Raw genomic sequence first — 14,350 nt, forward strand, 5'->3', positions numbered from 1 at the left:
AAGAAAATCTTTATTTATTAATATGAAAACCGATACAAAATATTGAGCAAGGTGTTTTATGGTCGAACTCCAGCAGAGTTTTCAGGTTGCCGCACTGCAAACAGTTTCAACAACCAGTGTAAAAAACAATATTCAGCAGGCGGCTGAACTTATTTCCGAAGCGGTGGAAAAGGGGGCGCAATTACTTGTGTTACCTGAGTATTTTTGTTTAATGGGTAAAAATGATCATGACAAAGTTGACATTGGCGAGCCACTCGACAATGGTCCAATTCAGCAATTTTTGGCCGATCAGGCCCAGCGGCACGGTGTTTGGATTGTGGGTGGTACCGTCCCTCTTGTAACAGGGGAATCCAGCCGCATCTATAACACAACACTGGTATTTGACCCGCAAGGGCGTCGCGTGGCTCGTTATGACAAAATTCATTTGTTTGGGTTCAAAAAAGGCACTGAAGCCTACGACGAATCCGTTTCAATCAGGCCGGGCGAAAATGCACCGCAATCGTTCGATGCACCCTGTGGCAAGGTGGGTTTGTCGATCTGCTACGATTTGCGCTTTCCCGAGTTGTATCGTGCTCTGGGTAACGTGAACTTGATTCTGGTGCCGGCGGCTTTTACTTACACTACGGGGTCGGCACACTGGGAAATGCTGCTGCGTGCCCGCGCGGTTGAGAACCAGTGTTATGTGTTGGGTGCGGCTCAAGGCGGCAAACACGAGAACGGTCGCCGAACCTGGGGTCATTCCATGTTGATTGACCCCTGGGGTGAAGTGCTGGCGTGCTTGCCGGAAGGGCCTGGTGTAGTGTCGGGCGCTATTAACCAAACACGTTTATCTGAAGTTCGAACCGCCTTGCCCGCACTTCAGCATCGGGTACTATGATGATGTGTTTTCCCATATTGGAAGATTTATTTGTTAATGCATATTAATTGGCTGAATTTATGAAAGTAGCGGATCCGGGTATTGAGGCACTGGCAACAGCCAAATCGTTGCTGCTCGACCCATGGGAGCTTAACGAAGACCACATGTCGCGAGCGCTGGCCGAGATTTTTTCACGCCAGGTCGATTACGCCGACTTGTATTTCCAGTACACACGAAGTGAGGGCTGGAGTCTTGAAGAGGGCATTGTAAAAACCGGCAGTTTTTCAATTAGCCAGGGTGTTGGTGTTCGTGCCATTAGTGGTGATAAAACGGCCTTTGCGTATTCCGATTCATTATCCCCCGAGGCGTTGTTGTCATCGGCCAAGGCGGTGAAAAGCATCGGGCGCAAAGGGGGCGGCACACAGAAAATGGACGGTAATTTAATTACACCATCCACCAGTTTGTATCCCTTTATCGATCCTGTAAATACGTTGCCGGCGCCTGAGAAAGTGGCCTTGCTTGAACGCGTGGAAGCCATGGCTCGGGCGGTTAACCCGGCTATTGTTCAGGTTATGGCGGGCTTGGGTGCGGAATACGACGTTATTATGGTGGCCGGCAGCGATGGCCGCCTTGTTGCCGATGTTCGCCCGTTGGTGCGTTTGTCTCTCACCGTGATTGCCGAGCGCAATGGTCGCCGCGAAATGGGCCACGCCGGCGGTGGTGGGCGTTCCGGGCTTGAGTACTTCACAGACGACGTGCTTAAAAACTATGCACATCGTGCTGCCGGCGAGGCGTTAACCAACCTTGAAGCGGTAGCCGCACCGGCGGGAGAAATGACTGTTGTATTGGGGTCGGGTTGGCCTGGCATTTTGCTGCACGAAGCGGTGGGGCATGGGCTCGAAGGCGATTTCAATCGCAAAGAATCCAGTATTTTCTCAGGCCGCATTGGAAAGCGTGTGGCATCGAAAGGTGTCACGGTTGTTGACGACGGCACGTTGGCAGGGCGCCGGGGTTCACTGAATATCGACGACGAAGGCAATCCCACCCAGCGTAATGTCCTTATCGAAGATGGTATTTTGCGTGGGTATATGCAAGATTCCATGAATGCGCGTTTAATGGGGGTGCCGGTAACCGGTAACGGACGACGTGAATCATTTGCGCATCTACCTATGCCGCGCATGACCAATACCTTTATGCTGGGGGGGGATGCGCCACCCGAAGAGATTGTGCGGTCAGTCAAGAAAGGTTTATACGCAGCGAATTTTGGTGGTGGGCAGGTCGATATCACCAGCGGTAAGTTTGTTTTTTCTGCGTCTGAGGCTTATTTGATCGAGAACGGAAAAGTTACGCGACCTGTGAAAGGCGCGACGCTTATCGGTAATGGGCCGGACGCAATGACTAAAGTGGGCATGGTCGGCAACGACATGGCGCTCGACTCAGGTGTGGGTACGTGCGGCAAAGAAGGGCAGAGTGTTCCTGTTGGGGTTGGAATGCCCACGATTCGTATTGATGGTTTAACCGTGGGCGGAACAGGTTGAGTGGTACACGGTGTTCAATTAGTTTGCTTAAGTATTAAATGATTTGTGCCGCACCCAAATGATTCGACCTCAATGAATAATTTGTCTGCATAAACCGCTTATTGCTCCGATTTTATTTTTTGTTACAAGGGTTTGCGCTTGTTGTAAAGCGCAAACCCTTTTTTATTTTCAGTTAAATATATTTAACTTCCGTTAAGTTGGCGGTAAGAAAGCGCATTCGTATAGCATTTTTGGAGTTTAATTTGATTCGGGGTTGACAAGAATATTTATTCCCCATATGATTTCAGTACGAATTAATTTTAGTGAAGTCTTTCGTACTATGACGAATATGCCTGAAACTGTACAGCCGTACGATATACGCATCTTGCGTGCGTTACGTCGCATCACACGTGCAGTGGCGCTGCACTCACGCCAGTTGTCCGCCGTTAGCAATATCACGGCGCCTCAGCTTCTTTGTTTGCGAGCCATTGCCGAAAGTGGCCCGCTCACGGCAACGGCAATTAGCCGGGAAGTGCATGTGAGTGCGAGTACGGTGGTCGGCATTCTTGATCGCCTGGAAGATAAAGGGCTGATTCGTCGTGAACGGGGGCGTGAAGATCGACGCATTGTTTTTGTGTCGGCCACGGAAGCGGGCATAGCGTTGGCAAAAGGAACGCCTTCCCCATTGCAGCAAAAGTTGGCCGACTCCTTGAACGAATTACCCGAGCTTGAGCAAGCCACTATTACTTTGTCTCTTGAGCGTATTGTCGATCTCATGGAGTCACGCGGCGTTGCACCCCCTGAGCCTGCCGGTGAACTGGCTTCACCCATTTTGGAAGTACCTGAAACTGGCCTGGATACGGCAGCAACAGGCCTGGAAGTTGAAGAGCAATGATGACAATAAACAATAAGGAAGAGGTTGCGTCGCGAACCAGCGCGCAGCCGGCCAACAAGACACAACCGGTATTGCGCGCGCCAAATCTGGATGACGCCAAGGCCGTTCATGCGCTTATTACGGCAAGTCCCCCCCTCGATGTCAATTCAGTGTATGTGTATTTGCTTTTATCACATCACTTTACCGACACCTGTGTCGTAGCCGAGCTCGACAATGAAATTGTGGGGTTTGTCTCCGCCTATGTACCGCCCAAAACGCCGGATGTGCTTTTTGTTTGGCAGGTGGCCGTACATGAGCGTGGCCGGGGCTTGGGTTTGGGCAAATCAATGTTGCAAGAAATCTTGCAGCGGCCGGGTTTACAAAACATTCGGTTTGTAGAGACAACCGTCGGCCCTGATAACGCAGCGTCTCGTGGCATGTTTGCCTCGCTGGCGCGCAAGGCGGGTACCGAAATTAATGAAACTGCCTTGTTTGAAGGGCATCATTTTGGTGAGCAGGCGCATGAAGATGAGCGTTTGTTGCGAATTGGCCCGTTTACTGAAAAGTAATTGTGCCGTGTGATCAGTAAAAAGAGCCGGGTTACCGGCCGGTTAAGTTACTGAGATCATCAAATTTTAATTTTAACGAGAGGAACCAAATCATGGACTTGAATATTTTTGATCGGATGGAGTCTGAAGTTCGCGGCTACATTCGGTCTTTCCCAGTTATTTTTAGCAAGGCACAGGGTTCGACCCTGTTCGATCAAACCGGTCGTGAGTATATCGACTTCTTTGCCGGTGCCGGAACACTTAACTACGGGCACAACAACCCCAAGCTGAAAGAAAAACTCATCGAATATATCCACAGCGACGGCGTGGTGCATGGCCTCGATATGGCCACCGAAGCGAAGAAACATTTCATGGAAACGTTCGAGCGAGTGTTGCTCAAGCCGCGTGGCATGAATTACAAACTGCAATTTACCGGGCCCACGGGTACCAATGCTGTTGAAGCCGCATTAAAGCTGGCTCGCTTGGTTAAAGGGCGCGAGAACGTGGTTTCCTTTACTCATGGCTTTCACGGTGTAAGCGGCGGCTCGCTCGCCACCACGGCAAATAGCAAGTTTCGCGATGCCGCGGGTGTAGGGCTTGATAACACCACGTTTATCCCCTACTGCGGTTACATGGGCGATAACATTGACACTATCGAGTATTTCGAGCGTTTGCTGGAAGATCCCAGTAGCGGCCTGGACCAGCCTGCTGCGGTGATCGTGGAAACGGTGCAGGGTGAGGGCGGTGTAAATGTGGCAACCAAACGTTGGTTGCTGAGCCTTGAAAAGCTTTGCCGCAAATACGATATGTTGCTCATTGTGGATGACATCCAGGTGGGTTGTGGTCGTACCGGTTCGTTCTTCAGTTTCGATAAATACGGTATTAGTCCCGACATCGTCACGCTATCGAAGTCGTTGTCTGGCTATGGGTTGCCGATGTCGTTGGTACTGATGAAGCCCGAGCTCGATATCTGGGCTCCCGGTTCGCACAGCGGTACTTTCCGCGGTAATAATCTGGCCTTTGTGACGGCTGCCGAGGCGCTGGATACCTATTGGACGAACGATCAGTTCGAACAAGAAATTGCCAAGAAGTCCGAGATGATTCGCAAGTCGCTCGACAACATTGTGTACAACTATCCCAATGAAGGGTTAAGTGTACGGGGTCGCGGCATGATTCAGGGTTTGGTTGCCCCGGCCGATAGCGACGATCTGGCTAATGAAATTGCGCATAAAGCGTTTGAGCACGGTCTGGTTATTGAAACCTCGGGTGCCAACGATGAAGTGCTGAAGCTGTTGCCTGCTTTAACCATTAGCGAAGAGCAGCTTCAAAAAGGTCTTGAAATTATTGAACGCAGTGTTGCCGAAGTCTATAAGGGACGGGGTGTCAGTGCACGTGTATTGAAGTTTGGAGGTAAACGCGGATGATTGTAAAAAACGTTAAAGATGTAATCGGAACAGAGTACGAAATGCGCACTGACAACTGGGTTAGTCGGCGTGTTCTGCTCAAGAAAGACGGCATGGGTTTCTCGTTTCATGAAACCGTTATTCGCCCGGGTACGCAAACGCATATCCATTACAAAAATCACCTGGAAGCGGTGTGGGTTGTAGAAGGTGACGGCGAGATTGAAACCATTGCCGATGGCAAGAAATACAAGCTGGAGCCTGGCGTGGTGTATGCACTCGACGAGCATGACGAGCATTGGCTGCGTGGCGGGAAAGAACCTTTGCGCGTTATTTGCGTGTTTAACCCGCCCTTAACGGGTGACGAAGTTCACGACGAAAAAGGAGTGTATCCAGCTGCAGCAGACGCTGCATAAAGTTTTGCAGGAGGACTGTATGACAACACTACAAGATGTTTATTCTTCGCGTGATGCCCGTACGTCAGCCATAATTGCCCGACAGGATCCGGTCGTTTATGCAAACGGTAGTTATGCCAAAGCGCTAACGGCCGATCAGGTCGACACCTACGCCCGCGACGGCTTCATTGTGCTGGAAAACCTGTTCAATGAAGATGAAGTGCAGGCCATGCTCAATGAAGTCAAGCGCATGGGCGAGGATCCCGAGATTCGCAAGCTCGACGAAGCAATCACCGAGCCCGGAAGCGATGCCGTGCGTTCCATTTTTAGAATGCATGAACTAAGCGGCATGGCTTCCGATATAGCGCGTGACCCGCGTCTTATTCATGTGGCCCGCCAGGTACTGGGGTCGGAAGTGTATATCCACCAGTCCCGAGCCAATCTGAAACCGGGCTTCAAAGGGAAGGAGTTTTATTGGCACTCCGACTTTGAAACCTGGCATATTGAAGACGGTATGCCGCGCATGCGTGCGGTCAGCTGCTCCATTTTGTTAACCGACAACAATGAGTGCAATGGCCCGCTCATGCTTATCCCTGGTTCGCATCAGCAGTTCATTTCGTGCCAGGGAGTCACGCCCGACAACCATTACCGGCAGTCGCTGAAAAAACAAGAGTTTGGTGTGCCCGACCCGATCAGCCTGCAGCTCTTGGTTGAGCAAGGCGGCATTCAGCCGGTATTGGCCAAGGCCGGTTCGGTGATTTTTTTCGAGTGCAACACCATGCATGGATCGGCAAGCAATATTTCGCCGTGGCCACGTGCCAATTTGTTCATGGTGTACAACAGCATCGAAAATACGCTCGACGAGCCAAAGTATGGTTTGAAACCGCGTCCTGAGTATATTGCGACGCGTGAAAAATATGTTCCTCTCGAGCCACTCGAAGCCAATGCAGAAGTTGTATAACTGCCTCTGGCGTTGATGATGGTTTGTTTTTACGTTGCGAAGGAGTCCCACCTTCGCAACGTTTTTTTTGTTTAATCCAACTTCAGAAATTCTCGTGTTCGGGCTTCTTTGGGGTGTGTAAAAATAACCTCTGGAGGGCCGTCTTCAACAATTTCTCCCTTGTCGAAAAAGCACACGCGGTCGGAAATGTTGTGGGCAAATTGCATTTCGTGCGTTACGAGCAACAGGGTTAAATCACTCTCCTGGGAAAGGCGTTGAATGACCGCCAATACTTCGCCGACCAGTTCAGGGTCGAGTGCAGACGTAGGCTCATCGAACAGCATAATACCTGGGCGCATGGCCAGAGCACGTGCGATGGCAACACGTTGTTGCTGACCACCGGATAATTGATGCGGATATTTATCTGCCTGGTCGCTTAAGCCCACAAGTTGCAGGTATTCCTCGGCGCGCGCATTTGCGTCGTTCTTCGATAGACCCAGAACGTGTCTCGGTGCTTCAGTAATGTTGCGCCGAACTGTCATATGTGGGAACAGGTTGAACTGTTGAAAAACCATCCCCATTTCCCTGCGCATTTCACGTAAGTGGCGCTCACCGGCCGGGGCTAACCGACCCTCACGTATTTCATGCCACAAAGGCTGCTCTGCGACGTAAACCGCACCCGATTCTATTTTTTCAAGCGTCATCAATATGCGCAGAACAGTAGATTTTCCGGAGCCGGATGGGCCGATAATACTGACCTTTTCTCCTTTCTTTACCGAGAAATTCAGGTGATTAAGTACCGTAACGTCGCCAAAGCATTTAACAACATCACGAAATTCGATGGCAGTTTCATTCATCGCAATGGTATTCCTTGTTTAGGCAGACGCGTATCCAGGTAACGTACGCCCGCGGCGGCAACCAGTGTCATAACCAGGTAAAGTCCACCCACCATGGAAAGGGGAATGAGGTAGTTGAAGGTACGGTCACCAATAATTTTTGCGACATTCAGCATCTCAAGCACGGAAACGACTGACAGCAGTGGGACGTCTTTCATGATGGAAACCAGATAGTTTCCCAGGGCCGGAATAATGCGTGGAATGGCCTGTGGCAGCACGATGATCCGGAATGTGTGGATGGGAGACAAATCCAGTGCACGGGCGGCCTCATACTGACCTCGTGGTACCGACTCCAGCCCGGCTCGATAAACTTCAGATGCATAAGCGCTGTACTGCAAACCCAAAGCCAGGGCGCCCGTTAGAAAGGCGGGTAACACAATACCGTAGTCCGGCAGCACGTAGTAAAGAAAAAACAATTGCACCAGCAGTGGTGTGTCGCGCAGAAATTCGCTAATGAGTTTGGCCGGCCACGAAACAAGACGCAAAGGTACGCTTTTAAGTGCCGCCAGAACAAGTCCGAAAATGGCGGCGAGCACAAAGCCCACCACAGTGGCCTGCAAGGTTACGACCATGCCGCGCAAAAGAATCGGCAAGATAGACAGTGCGAACTGCCAATTGCTGTCGGTGTTCCACTCAATGCCGAACAGCATGGCGCCACCTTCCTACCAGAAGTTCCAGACTTTTCATGAGCCCGGCCAGCACCAGCGCCATGCCGAAGTACATCAGCAGCAACAGGGTGTAGACCGTGGTACTGTCTTGTGTGAAATTTCGTACCTGTTCGGCTCGGAACGCTAGATCGCCCAAGCTGATCAGCGAGACCAACGCCGTATCTTTCAGATTTTGTATCGCCAAGTTGCCGAAGCTCGGCATCATTTCAGGAATTGCTTGTGGCAAGCTGACGCGCCATAGTGTTTGTCGCGACGAAAAATTCAATGCCGTGGCCGCTTCAAGCTGTGGCTTTGGAACGGCTTGCAAGGCGCCTCTTACGACCTCGGCGCCATACGCGCCTATGTTCAGGCTCAGCGCCAGGGTGCCGGCTAACACGGGAGCCAGTTTCAGGTTCACCCCCAGAGTGTCTCCCAAGATAGGCAGGGCGAAATATAACCAGAACAATTGCACTAAAAGCGAAGTGCCTCGAAAGATCTCGATAACAGCAATGGACGGCAGGCGAATGGCGGCATGTGACGCCAGGCGGCCGATACCCAGAGCAAATGAGATCAACCCGCCCAAAACGGTTGAATAGACGGTCAGTTGAACCGTGACCCAGGCGCCCTCCATTAAAGGAGGTAGATAATTAAGCCATTCCATGCGATCCAGGGCTAAAAATCACGACGCTTTACATAACTGTGCCGTGGTTTTTTGAAAGGATTCGTTTATGTCGGCGGATGAAAAGCCGTAATTTTGCAAAATAGCCTTCCATTGGTCGGTTTTCTTAAACTGTGTCAAAGCGTCGTTTACGGCTTTTTGCAGTTTTTCCGAGCCTTGTGCAAAGGTAAACCCACCCCAACTACGTACCGCTGTTCCATTAATAATGGGGTCGTTGAACGGTTCGGCTGACTCAACCTTGTCACTTTTTGCCGCCAGTTCAGCCACGGTTAAGCTGGTGGCGGCGTAAGCATCGGCACGCCCGGTTGCCACTGTGGAGATCGCGTCAGCATTATTGGCAATGGTTACCATACGAGCACCGGGCACCCCCAGTGCCTGTAGAATTTCAAGTTGGTCGGCGCCTGCCATAATGGCGATTTTCAGGTCGCCTTCTGTAAATTGCTCAAACGCATTCAGTTTCATAGGGTTGCCTTGGGCAACCAGTAGGCCTTCACCGTAGGAACTATTCGGCTCGGAGAATAAAACCTGCCGGCAGCGTTCCGGCAAAATGGCCATTTCCGCCGCAACCATGTCGAAACGGCCTGCTTTTAAGCCGGGAATCAGGGAGCCAAAAGCCGCAGTTTCCCATTTAATGTTGTTGATGCCGAGCACTTTGGCAATATGTTTGGCGATCTCGGGGCCTACCCCTTTGGCATTGCCCGATAAATCCATGAAGCCGTAAGGAATTTCATTGGCAATGGCAATGCGAATTTCGCCCCTTTCTTTGATTTCCTGAAGCGTAACCGCCTGGGTTGTCGAGACGCCCAAGAGGCCAAAAACACTGGCAATCAGGCCAGTGGCAAGAAGTCGGGTGGGTTTCATGCCTGATGTCCTGTTTATTTCGATGTCGATCATCAATATTGAAATGATAGCGCATAAAATAATTCGTACTCAAATGATGGCGTTTGCAGTACTTGGCGCCGGGCGGTATTTTGTGCTAGCATAAGCGCACTATGAACCGCACTCCCGAGTTTTTCTTCTTTTATTTTTATACTTTCCCGGCGCGTCTGGTGGGGGAAGGGAAGAAGGGTTTGTTTCAAACTCGGTAGCAAACAAAAATTTCCCAAAAAGCCGCCAGCCCTGTCGCTAGGCGGCTTTTTTTGTAGGAGTATCCAAAGTGCCACACAATACCGACGACTTGCGCATTCGTGAAATCAAAGAGCTTAGCCCGCCTTCTCATGTGATGCGTGAATTCGCCACTACTGATACGGCGGCGGAAACCGTTTATGCCAGTCGCAAGGCAATCCATAACATATTGCATGGTTCCGACGATCGCCTGGTGGTCATTATCGGGCCTTGTTCTATTCATAACACTGAAGCGGCGCTTGAGTACGCGAATCGCCTGAAGGCACAGCGTGAGCAGTTCAAGGGTGAACTTGAAGTGGTCATGCGGGTGTATTTCGAGAAACCTCGTACTACAGTAGGTTGGAAAGGGCTGATTAACGATCCGGGTTTAGATGGGAGTTTCAATATCAATCTTGGCCTGAGAACAGCGCGTGAGTTGCTGCTGCAAATCAACAGTATGGGTTTGCCTGCAGGTTGCGAGTTTCTGGATATGATTACCCCCCAGTACTTTGCCGATTTGGTTTCTTGGGGCGCGATTGGCGCACGCACCACCGAAAGTCAGGTTCACCGTGAACTGGCATCGGGTCTGTCGTGTCCAGTGGGCTTCAAAAACGGGACGGACGGCAATATCAAGATTGCGATCGACGCCATTAAGGCAGCCTCTCAGCCGCATCATTTTCTCTCTGTTACCAAGGGCGGTCATTCCGCGATTGTTTCCACCGAAGGGAATGAGGACTGTCATGTGATTTTACGTGGCGGGAAAGCGCCGAATTACGATGCCGAACACGTTGAAGATGCATCCACTTATTTGGCCAAAGCTGGGTTACGGCCTCGAATCATGATTGACTCCAGTCACGCCAACAGCAATAAAGACTACCGTAATCAGCCGCTGGTAATCGATGATGTGTCGCAACAACTTGAGTCCGGCGAAGAGCGTATTTTCGGTGTCATGATTGAAAGCCACCTGGTGGCGGGGCGGCAGGATCTTGTGGCTGGTGAGTCGCTGGTATATGGTCAAAGCATTACTGATGGCTGTGTCGACTGGGAAACATCCGTGCAAATGCTGGAGCGCCTGGCTCGTGCTGTACGCAAGCGCCGTGAGGTCGTGGCCAGCGCGCTGGATGCGTAACGGTACGAATAATCCTGGGAGAAAGCGTGAGTATTGGCTTGGAACTTTCTTGTGAACGTCGATTTGTGCCACAAGCTTTATTGGATGCGCTGGCTTCCCGGTTCGGAAGTCGCTTCAGCGTGGCACAGTCGGTGCGTGAGCACCATGGTACCGACGAATCACCGTATCAGCCGATGTTGCCGGATGCAGTTGTGTTTGCCGAAAGCACGGAAGAGGCCGCATATGTTGCCCGACTATGCAACGAGCACAAGGTGCCGCTTATTCCATTTGGAGTGGGCTCTTCCCTTGAGGGGCACGTGCTTGCGGTAGAAGGGGGCATTAGCCTGGATTTAACCGGGATGAACGCCATTCTAAAGGTGAATCCGGAAGATTTAACGGTTACCGTGCAACCCGGGGTGACACGCAAACAACTGAATGAAGAAATTCGCGACACAGGTCTGTTTTTTCCAATTGACCCGGGTGCCGATGCCACTATTGGCGGGATGTCTGCTACGCGGGCCTCGGGCACCAACGCTGTGCGTTATGGCACCATGCGGGAAAATGTGTTGGCGCTTGAGGTCGTCATGGCCGACGGCCGTATTGTGCGCCCCGGCAGCCACGCACGCAAATCCTCGTCGGGGTACGACCTGACCCGCATTTTCGTGGGTAGCGAAGGGACACTGGGCATTATCACCGAAATTACCCTGCGGTTATATCCGCAACCCGAAGCCATTTCCGCGGCTATTTGTAACTTCCCCACGCTGTCTGCGGCGGTGGAAAGTGTTATTCAAATTATTCAGATGGGTATTCCGGTGGCTCGGGTTGAGTTTATGGATGAATGGGCGGTGAAGGCGACTAACGCCTACAGCAAGCTTAATTTGCGTGAATCGCCGTTACTGTTGTTTGAGTTTCACGGCAGCCCGGCTTCGGTACAGGAACAGGCCGAGGCCGTGCAGGACATTGCGCGCGACAACGGTGGCCGTGATTTCGACTGGGCTATGTTGCCCGAAGAGCGTTCCAAACTCTGGACGGCTCGTCACCATGCTTATTTCGCCGGTCTGCAATTGCGCCCTGGGTCGGTCGCCAGTACGACCGATGTCTGTGTGCCTATTTCGTGTTTGGCTGATTGCGTGCTTGAAACGGCGCAAGAGCTCGATCAAGCACCGTTTCCCTATACCATTTTGGGCCATGTGGGAGACGGAAATTTCCACGTCATGATGTTGCTCGATCCCGACAATCCATCCGAGTGGGAAGAATCGCAGGCGCTAAATCGCCGTCTGGCCGAACGTGCCATTCGGATGCAGGGTACGTGTACCGGTGAACATGGAATCGGTCTGCACAAAATTGAATTCATGCAGCTGGAGCACGGTGAAAATGGTCTGGCATTGATGGCTGGTTTGAAGAAAACATTCGACCCAAATAATATTCTGAACCCCGGCAAAATGTTGCCGGCCAAGAGTATGCAGGGCTAAGCATGTCGGATACTGTTGCCAAGAAAGAGCGTGTTGTGATTGGCTTGTCGGGCGGCGTGGATTCGTCGGTTTCCGCGTGGCTTTTAAAACAGCAAGGGTACGACGTTGTGGGTCTTTTTATGAAGAATTGGGAAGACGACGACGACTCCGAATATTGTTCAACGCGTCAGGATTGGCTTGATGCCGCCAGTGTGGCTGATTTGCTGGATATTGAAATTGAGGCGGTAAATTTCGCGACTGAATATAAAGACCGTGTGTTTGCAGACTTTCTGCGCGAATATTCGGCCGGTCGAACGCCTAACCCCGATGTCTTATGCAACGCTGAAATTAAATTCAAGGCGTTTCTGGACCATGCCATGGCGCTGGGCGCCGAAAGGATTGCTACCGGGCATTATGCAAGGGTACGTAAAATAGAAGGCCCGCAAGGGCCGGAGTGGCAGCTTTTGAAGGGTTTGGATCACACCAAAGATCAAAGTTACTTTCTGCATCGCTTGACGCAGAGTCAATTGTCGCGATCCATGTTTCCGTTGGGGGAAATCAAAAAAACCGAAGTGCGCCGAATTGCGCAGGAACTGGGTCTGCCCAATGCTGCCAAGAAAGATTCGACTGGAATCTGTTTTATAGGCGAGCGTCCATTCCGTGAGTTCTTGAATCGTTATCTTCCCACACAGCCAGGCCCCATTAAAGCGCCTGACGGCAAAGTGTTGGGTCGGCATCAGGGTTTGGCTTTTTATACTCTGGGCCAACGTAAAGGGCTGGGGATCGGCGGCGTTAAGGGTCGCCAAAACCCTGACGGGGTGGCGCCGGCATGGTATACAGCGCGCAAAGATATGGAAAACAACACGCTTTATGTTGTGCAGGGGCACGATCACCCGTGGTTGTTACAACATCATCTGCAGGCACAAGAGGCCAGCTGGATTGCCGGTGTACCGCCTGCACAGGGTCAGTATGCGGCCAAGACCCGCTATCGACAAGCTGATGCGCCATGTAATGTGATTCTGGCTGAAGAGGGGCAGGACTCTTTCGAGCTGAGCTTCGATTCAGCGCAGTGGGCCGTTACCCCAGGTCAATCGGCGGTGCTATACGATGGCGACGTCTGTTTGGGCGGCGGTATTATTACCGCCTAGTTTGTAGCTAAACCTGCTGGGGTAATTGCGGTACAGTGCTGGAAAAAGACGGACGCGCTTGCAATTTGGTGTAGAGCTGCGCTAACTGAGGGTGAGATTCACGCCAGCTTTTTTCCGGCATGCGAAAGTCGAGAAAACCCAGTGCACAGCCCACCGCAATGTCGGCCAGGCTGAAATTTACGCCCATGCAGTAACCGTTGCCCTCAAGCCCCCGCTCCATGGAGGCCAGAGCGCCGTCAATTTTACCGAGCTGGCGCTTGATCCAGTCTTCGCTGCGCAATTGTTCCGGTCGGCGCCCCTCTGCCACAATAGTGACGCCGGCATCAAGCAACCCATCGGCAATGGCTTCCCAACATTTGGTTGCCGTCCGATCACGGTTTCCCTGTGGCAACAAACGACCAACCGGTGAGAGGGTATCGAGATATTCGACGATCACCCGGGAGTCAAAGATACTGCCGCCGTCGTCGGTTAAAAGACAGGGTACCTTGCCCAAAGGGTTCCATTGCTGAATTTTGGTATCGGGAGACCAGACATCTTCCGGAACGAACTCGAAATCGAGTTTTTTCTCGGCCATTACGATGCGAACTTTACGTACATAGGGACTGGTCAGTGAACCAATAAGTTTCATGGCGCAATCAGGTAGTTGAAAGGTCGGAAAAGTATAGCAGGCTGTTGCAGGAATAATGATTTCCCGCATGCGTGAATTGACGCGGTTTGTGATTCGTTGCAGATTCTGTTTTATTAACCCAACAGAAATGGGTGGGGTGGTAAAATCCCGCCTTGTTTT

General features: G+C 51.5%; 15 protein-coding genes. 10 read left to right on the forward strand and 5 right to left on the reverse strand.

The annotated features are described in order from the left end of the window. Positions 1-58 precede the first annotated feature (58 nt). The 7 genes from CJO09_RS13175 (at position 59) to thpD (ending at position 6,551) form a co-directional block, all read left to right on the forward strand. On the forward strand, positions 59-877 hold the full coding sequence (locus tag CJO09_RS13175; RefSeq protein WP_119442769.1) for a carbon-nitrogen hydrolase family protein: 819 nt from the start codon (positions 59-61) through the stop codon (positions 875-877). A gap of 59 nt (positions 878-936) precedes the next feature. Then, a complete protein-coding gene (gene tldD, locus CJO09_RS13180; protein WP_119442770.1) occupies positions 937-2,394 on the forward strand; it encodes a metalloprotease TldD in 1,458 nt (485 codons plus the stop codon). A gap of 328 nt (positions 2,395-2,722) precedes the next feature. Then, positions 2,723-3,268: a MarR family winged helix-turn-helix transcriptional regulator gene (locus CJO09_RS13185; RefSeq protein WP_391523639.1), complete on the forward strand. Its 546-nt coding sequence runs from the start codon at positions 2,723-2,725 to the stop codon at positions 3,266-3,268. Continuing rightward, entirely contained in the window at positions 3,268-3,816 is a 549-nt protein-coding gene (gene ectA, locus CJO09_RS13190; protein WP_245961339.1) for a diaminobutyrate acetyltransferase, read from the forward strand. Before CJO09_RS13185 ends, ectA begins: the two co-directional genes overlap by 1 nt. A 92-nt stretch (positions 3,817-3,908) precedes the next feature. Then, positions 3,909-5,219 (forward strand): diaminobutyrate--2-oxoglutarate transaminase, encoded by a 1,311-nt coding sequence (gene ectB, locus CJO09_RS13195; protein ID WP_119442772.1) that lies wholly within the window; start codon positions 3,909-3,911, stop codon positions 5,217-5,219. Next, positions 5,216-5,611 carry an ectoine synthase gene (locus CJO09_RS13200; protein WP_114420924.1) on the forward strand — a complete coding sequence of 132 codons (396 nt, stop codon included), beginning with the start codon at positions 5,216-5,218 and terminating at the stop codon, positions 5,609-5,611. Before ectB ends, CJO09_RS13200 begins: the two co-directional genes overlap by 4 nt. A gap of 19 nt (positions 5,612-5,630) precedes the next feature. Beyond that, positions 5,631-6,551 (forward strand): ectoine hydroxylase, encoded by a 921-nt coding sequence (gene thpD / locus CJO09_RS13205; protein WP_119442773.1) that lies wholly within the window; start codon positions 5,631-5,633, stop codon positions 6,549-6,551. Between the two features lie 71 nt (positions 6,552-6,622). Here thpD and ehuA read toward each other — a convergent pair whose 3' ends face one another. The 4 genes from ehuA to ehuB are packed head-to-tail and all read right to left on the reverse strand — an operon-like array spanning position 6,623 to position 9,613. Continuing rightward, complete coding sequence (ehuA, locus tag CJO09_RS13210) at positions 6,623-7,387, reverse strand: ectoine/hydroxyectoine ABC transporter ATP-binding protein EhuA (RefSeq protein ID WP_119442774.1); 765 nt, start codon at positions 7,385-7,387, stop codon at positions 6,623-6,625. Next, positions 7,384-8,076, reverse strand: a complete 693-nt coding sequence (gene ehuD / locus CJO09_RS13215) for an ectoine/hydroxyectoine ABC transporter permease subunit EhuD (protein WP_119442775.1) — start codon at positions 8,074-8,076, stop codon at positions 7,384-7,386. The genes ehuA and ehuD overlap by 4 nt, the downstream gene beginning before the upstream one ends. Next, positions 8,060-8,734, reverse strand: a complete 675-nt coding sequence (ehuC, locus tag CJO09_RS13220) for an ectoine/hydroxyectoine ABC transporter permease subunit EhuC (RefSeq protein WP_119442776.1) — start codon at positions 8,732-8,734, stop codon at positions 8,060-8,062. Before ehuC ends, ehuD begins: the two co-directional genes overlap by 17 nt. An 18-nt stretch (positions 8,735-8,752) precedes the next feature. Beyond that, a complete protein-coding gene (gene ehuB, locus CJO09_RS13225; RefSeq protein ID WP_119442777.1) occupies positions 8,753-9,613 on the reverse strand; it encodes an ectoine/hydroxyectoine ABC transporter substrate-binding protein EhuB in 861 nt (286 codons plus the stop codon). Between the two features lie 295 nt (positions 9,614-9,908). Between ehuB and aroG the strand changes: the two genes are divergently transcribed. Genes aroG through mnmA form a run of 3 tightly spaced genes read left to right on the forward strand, consistent with a single transcriptional unit; the run spans position 9,909 to position 13,563 of the window. After that, positions 9,909-10,985, forward strand: coding sequence for a 3-deoxy-7-phosphoheptulonate synthase AroG (gene aroG / locus CJO09_RS13230; protein WP_114420918.1), 1,077 nt, complete (start codon positions 9,909-9,911; stop codon positions 10,983-10,985). Positions 10,986-11,011: 26 nt separating this feature from the next. Continuing rightward, positions 11,012-12,436, forward strand: a complete 1,425-nt coding sequence (locus CJO09_RS13235; protein ID WP_119442778.1) for an FAD-binding oxidoreductase — start codon at positions 11,012-11,014, stop codon at positions 12,434-12,436. Positions 12,437-12,438: 2 nt separating this feature from the next. Continuing rightward, on the forward strand, positions 12,439-13,563 hold the full coding sequence (mnmA, locus tag CJO09_RS13240; protein ID WP_119442779.1) for a tRNA 2-thiouridine(34) synthase MnmA: 1,125 nt from the start codon (positions 12,439-12,441) through the stop codon (positions 13,561-13,563). A gap of 7 nt (positions 13,564-13,570) precedes the next feature. Here the strand turns inward: mnmA and CJO09_RS13245 are convergent, their stop codons facing one another. Further along, positions 13,571-14,191, reverse strand: a complete 621-nt coding sequence (locus CJO09_RS13245; RefSeq protein WP_119442889.1) for a glutathione S-transferase — start codon at positions 14,189-14,191, stop codon at positions 13,571-13,573. Between the last annotated feature and the right edge of the window lie 159 nt (positions 14,192-14,350).

Origin of the sequence: Neopusillimonas maritima (genome assembly GCF_003576595.1) — a bacterium.
Lineage (GTDB): Bacteria > Pseudomonadota > Gammaproteobacteria > Burkholderiales > Burkholderiaceae_B > Neopusillimonas > Neopusillimonas maritima.

Excerpts from the sequence above, each read along its gene's own strand:
- ehuB (WP_119442777.1), bottom strand. The coding sequence starts at position 9,613 with ATGAAACCCACCCGACTTCTTGCCACTGGCCTGATTGCCAGTGTTTTT.
- tldD (WP_119442770.1), top strand. The coding sequence starts at position 937 with ATGAAAGTAGCGGATCCGGGTATTGAGGCACTGGCAACAGCCAAATCG.
- ectB (WP_119442772.1), top strand. The coding sequence starts at position 3,909 with ATGGACTTGAATATTTTTGATCGGATGGAGTCTGAAGTTCGCGGCTAC.
- ehuA (WP_119442774.1), bottom strand. The coding sequence starts at position 7,387 with ATGAATGAAACTGCCATCGAATTTCGTGATGTTGTTAAATGCTTTGGC.
- mnmA (WP_119442779.1), top strand. The coding sequence starts at position 12,439 with ATGTCGGATACTGTTGCCAAGAAAGAGCGTGTTGTGATTGGCTTGTCG.
- CJO09_RS13175 (WP_119442769.1), top strand. The coding sequence starts at position 59 with ATGGTCGAACTCCAGCAGAGTTTTCAGGTTGCCGCACTGCAAACAGTT.
- CJO09_RS13245 (WP_119442889.1), bottom strand. The coding sequence starts at position 14,191 with ATGAAACTTATTGGTTCACTGACCAGTCCCTATGTACGTAAAGTTCGC.
- ehuC (WP_119442776.1), bottom strand. The coding sequence starts at position 8,734 with ATGGAATGGCTTAATTATCTACCTCCTTTAATGGAGGGCGCCTGGGTC.
- thpD (WP_119442773.1), top strand. The coding sequence starts at position 5,631 with ATGACAACACTACAAGATGTTTATTCTTCGCGTGATGCCCGTACGTCA.
- CJO09_RS13185 (WP_391523639.1), top strand. The coding sequence starts at position 2,723 with ATGCCTGAAACTGTACAGCCGTACGATATACGCATCTTGCGTGCGTTA.
- CJO09_RS13200 (WP_114420924.1), top strand. The coding sequence starts at position 5,216 with ATGATTGTAAAAAACGTTAAAGATGTAATCGGAACAGAGTACGAAATG.
- ehuD (WP_119442775.1), bottom strand. The coding sequence starts at position 8,076 with ATGCTGTTCGGCATTGAGTGGAACACCGACAGCAATTGGCAGTTCGCA.
- ectA (WP_245961339.1), top strand. The coding sequence starts at position 3,268 with ATGACAATAAACAATAAGGAAGAGGTTGCGTCGCGAACCAGCGCGCAG.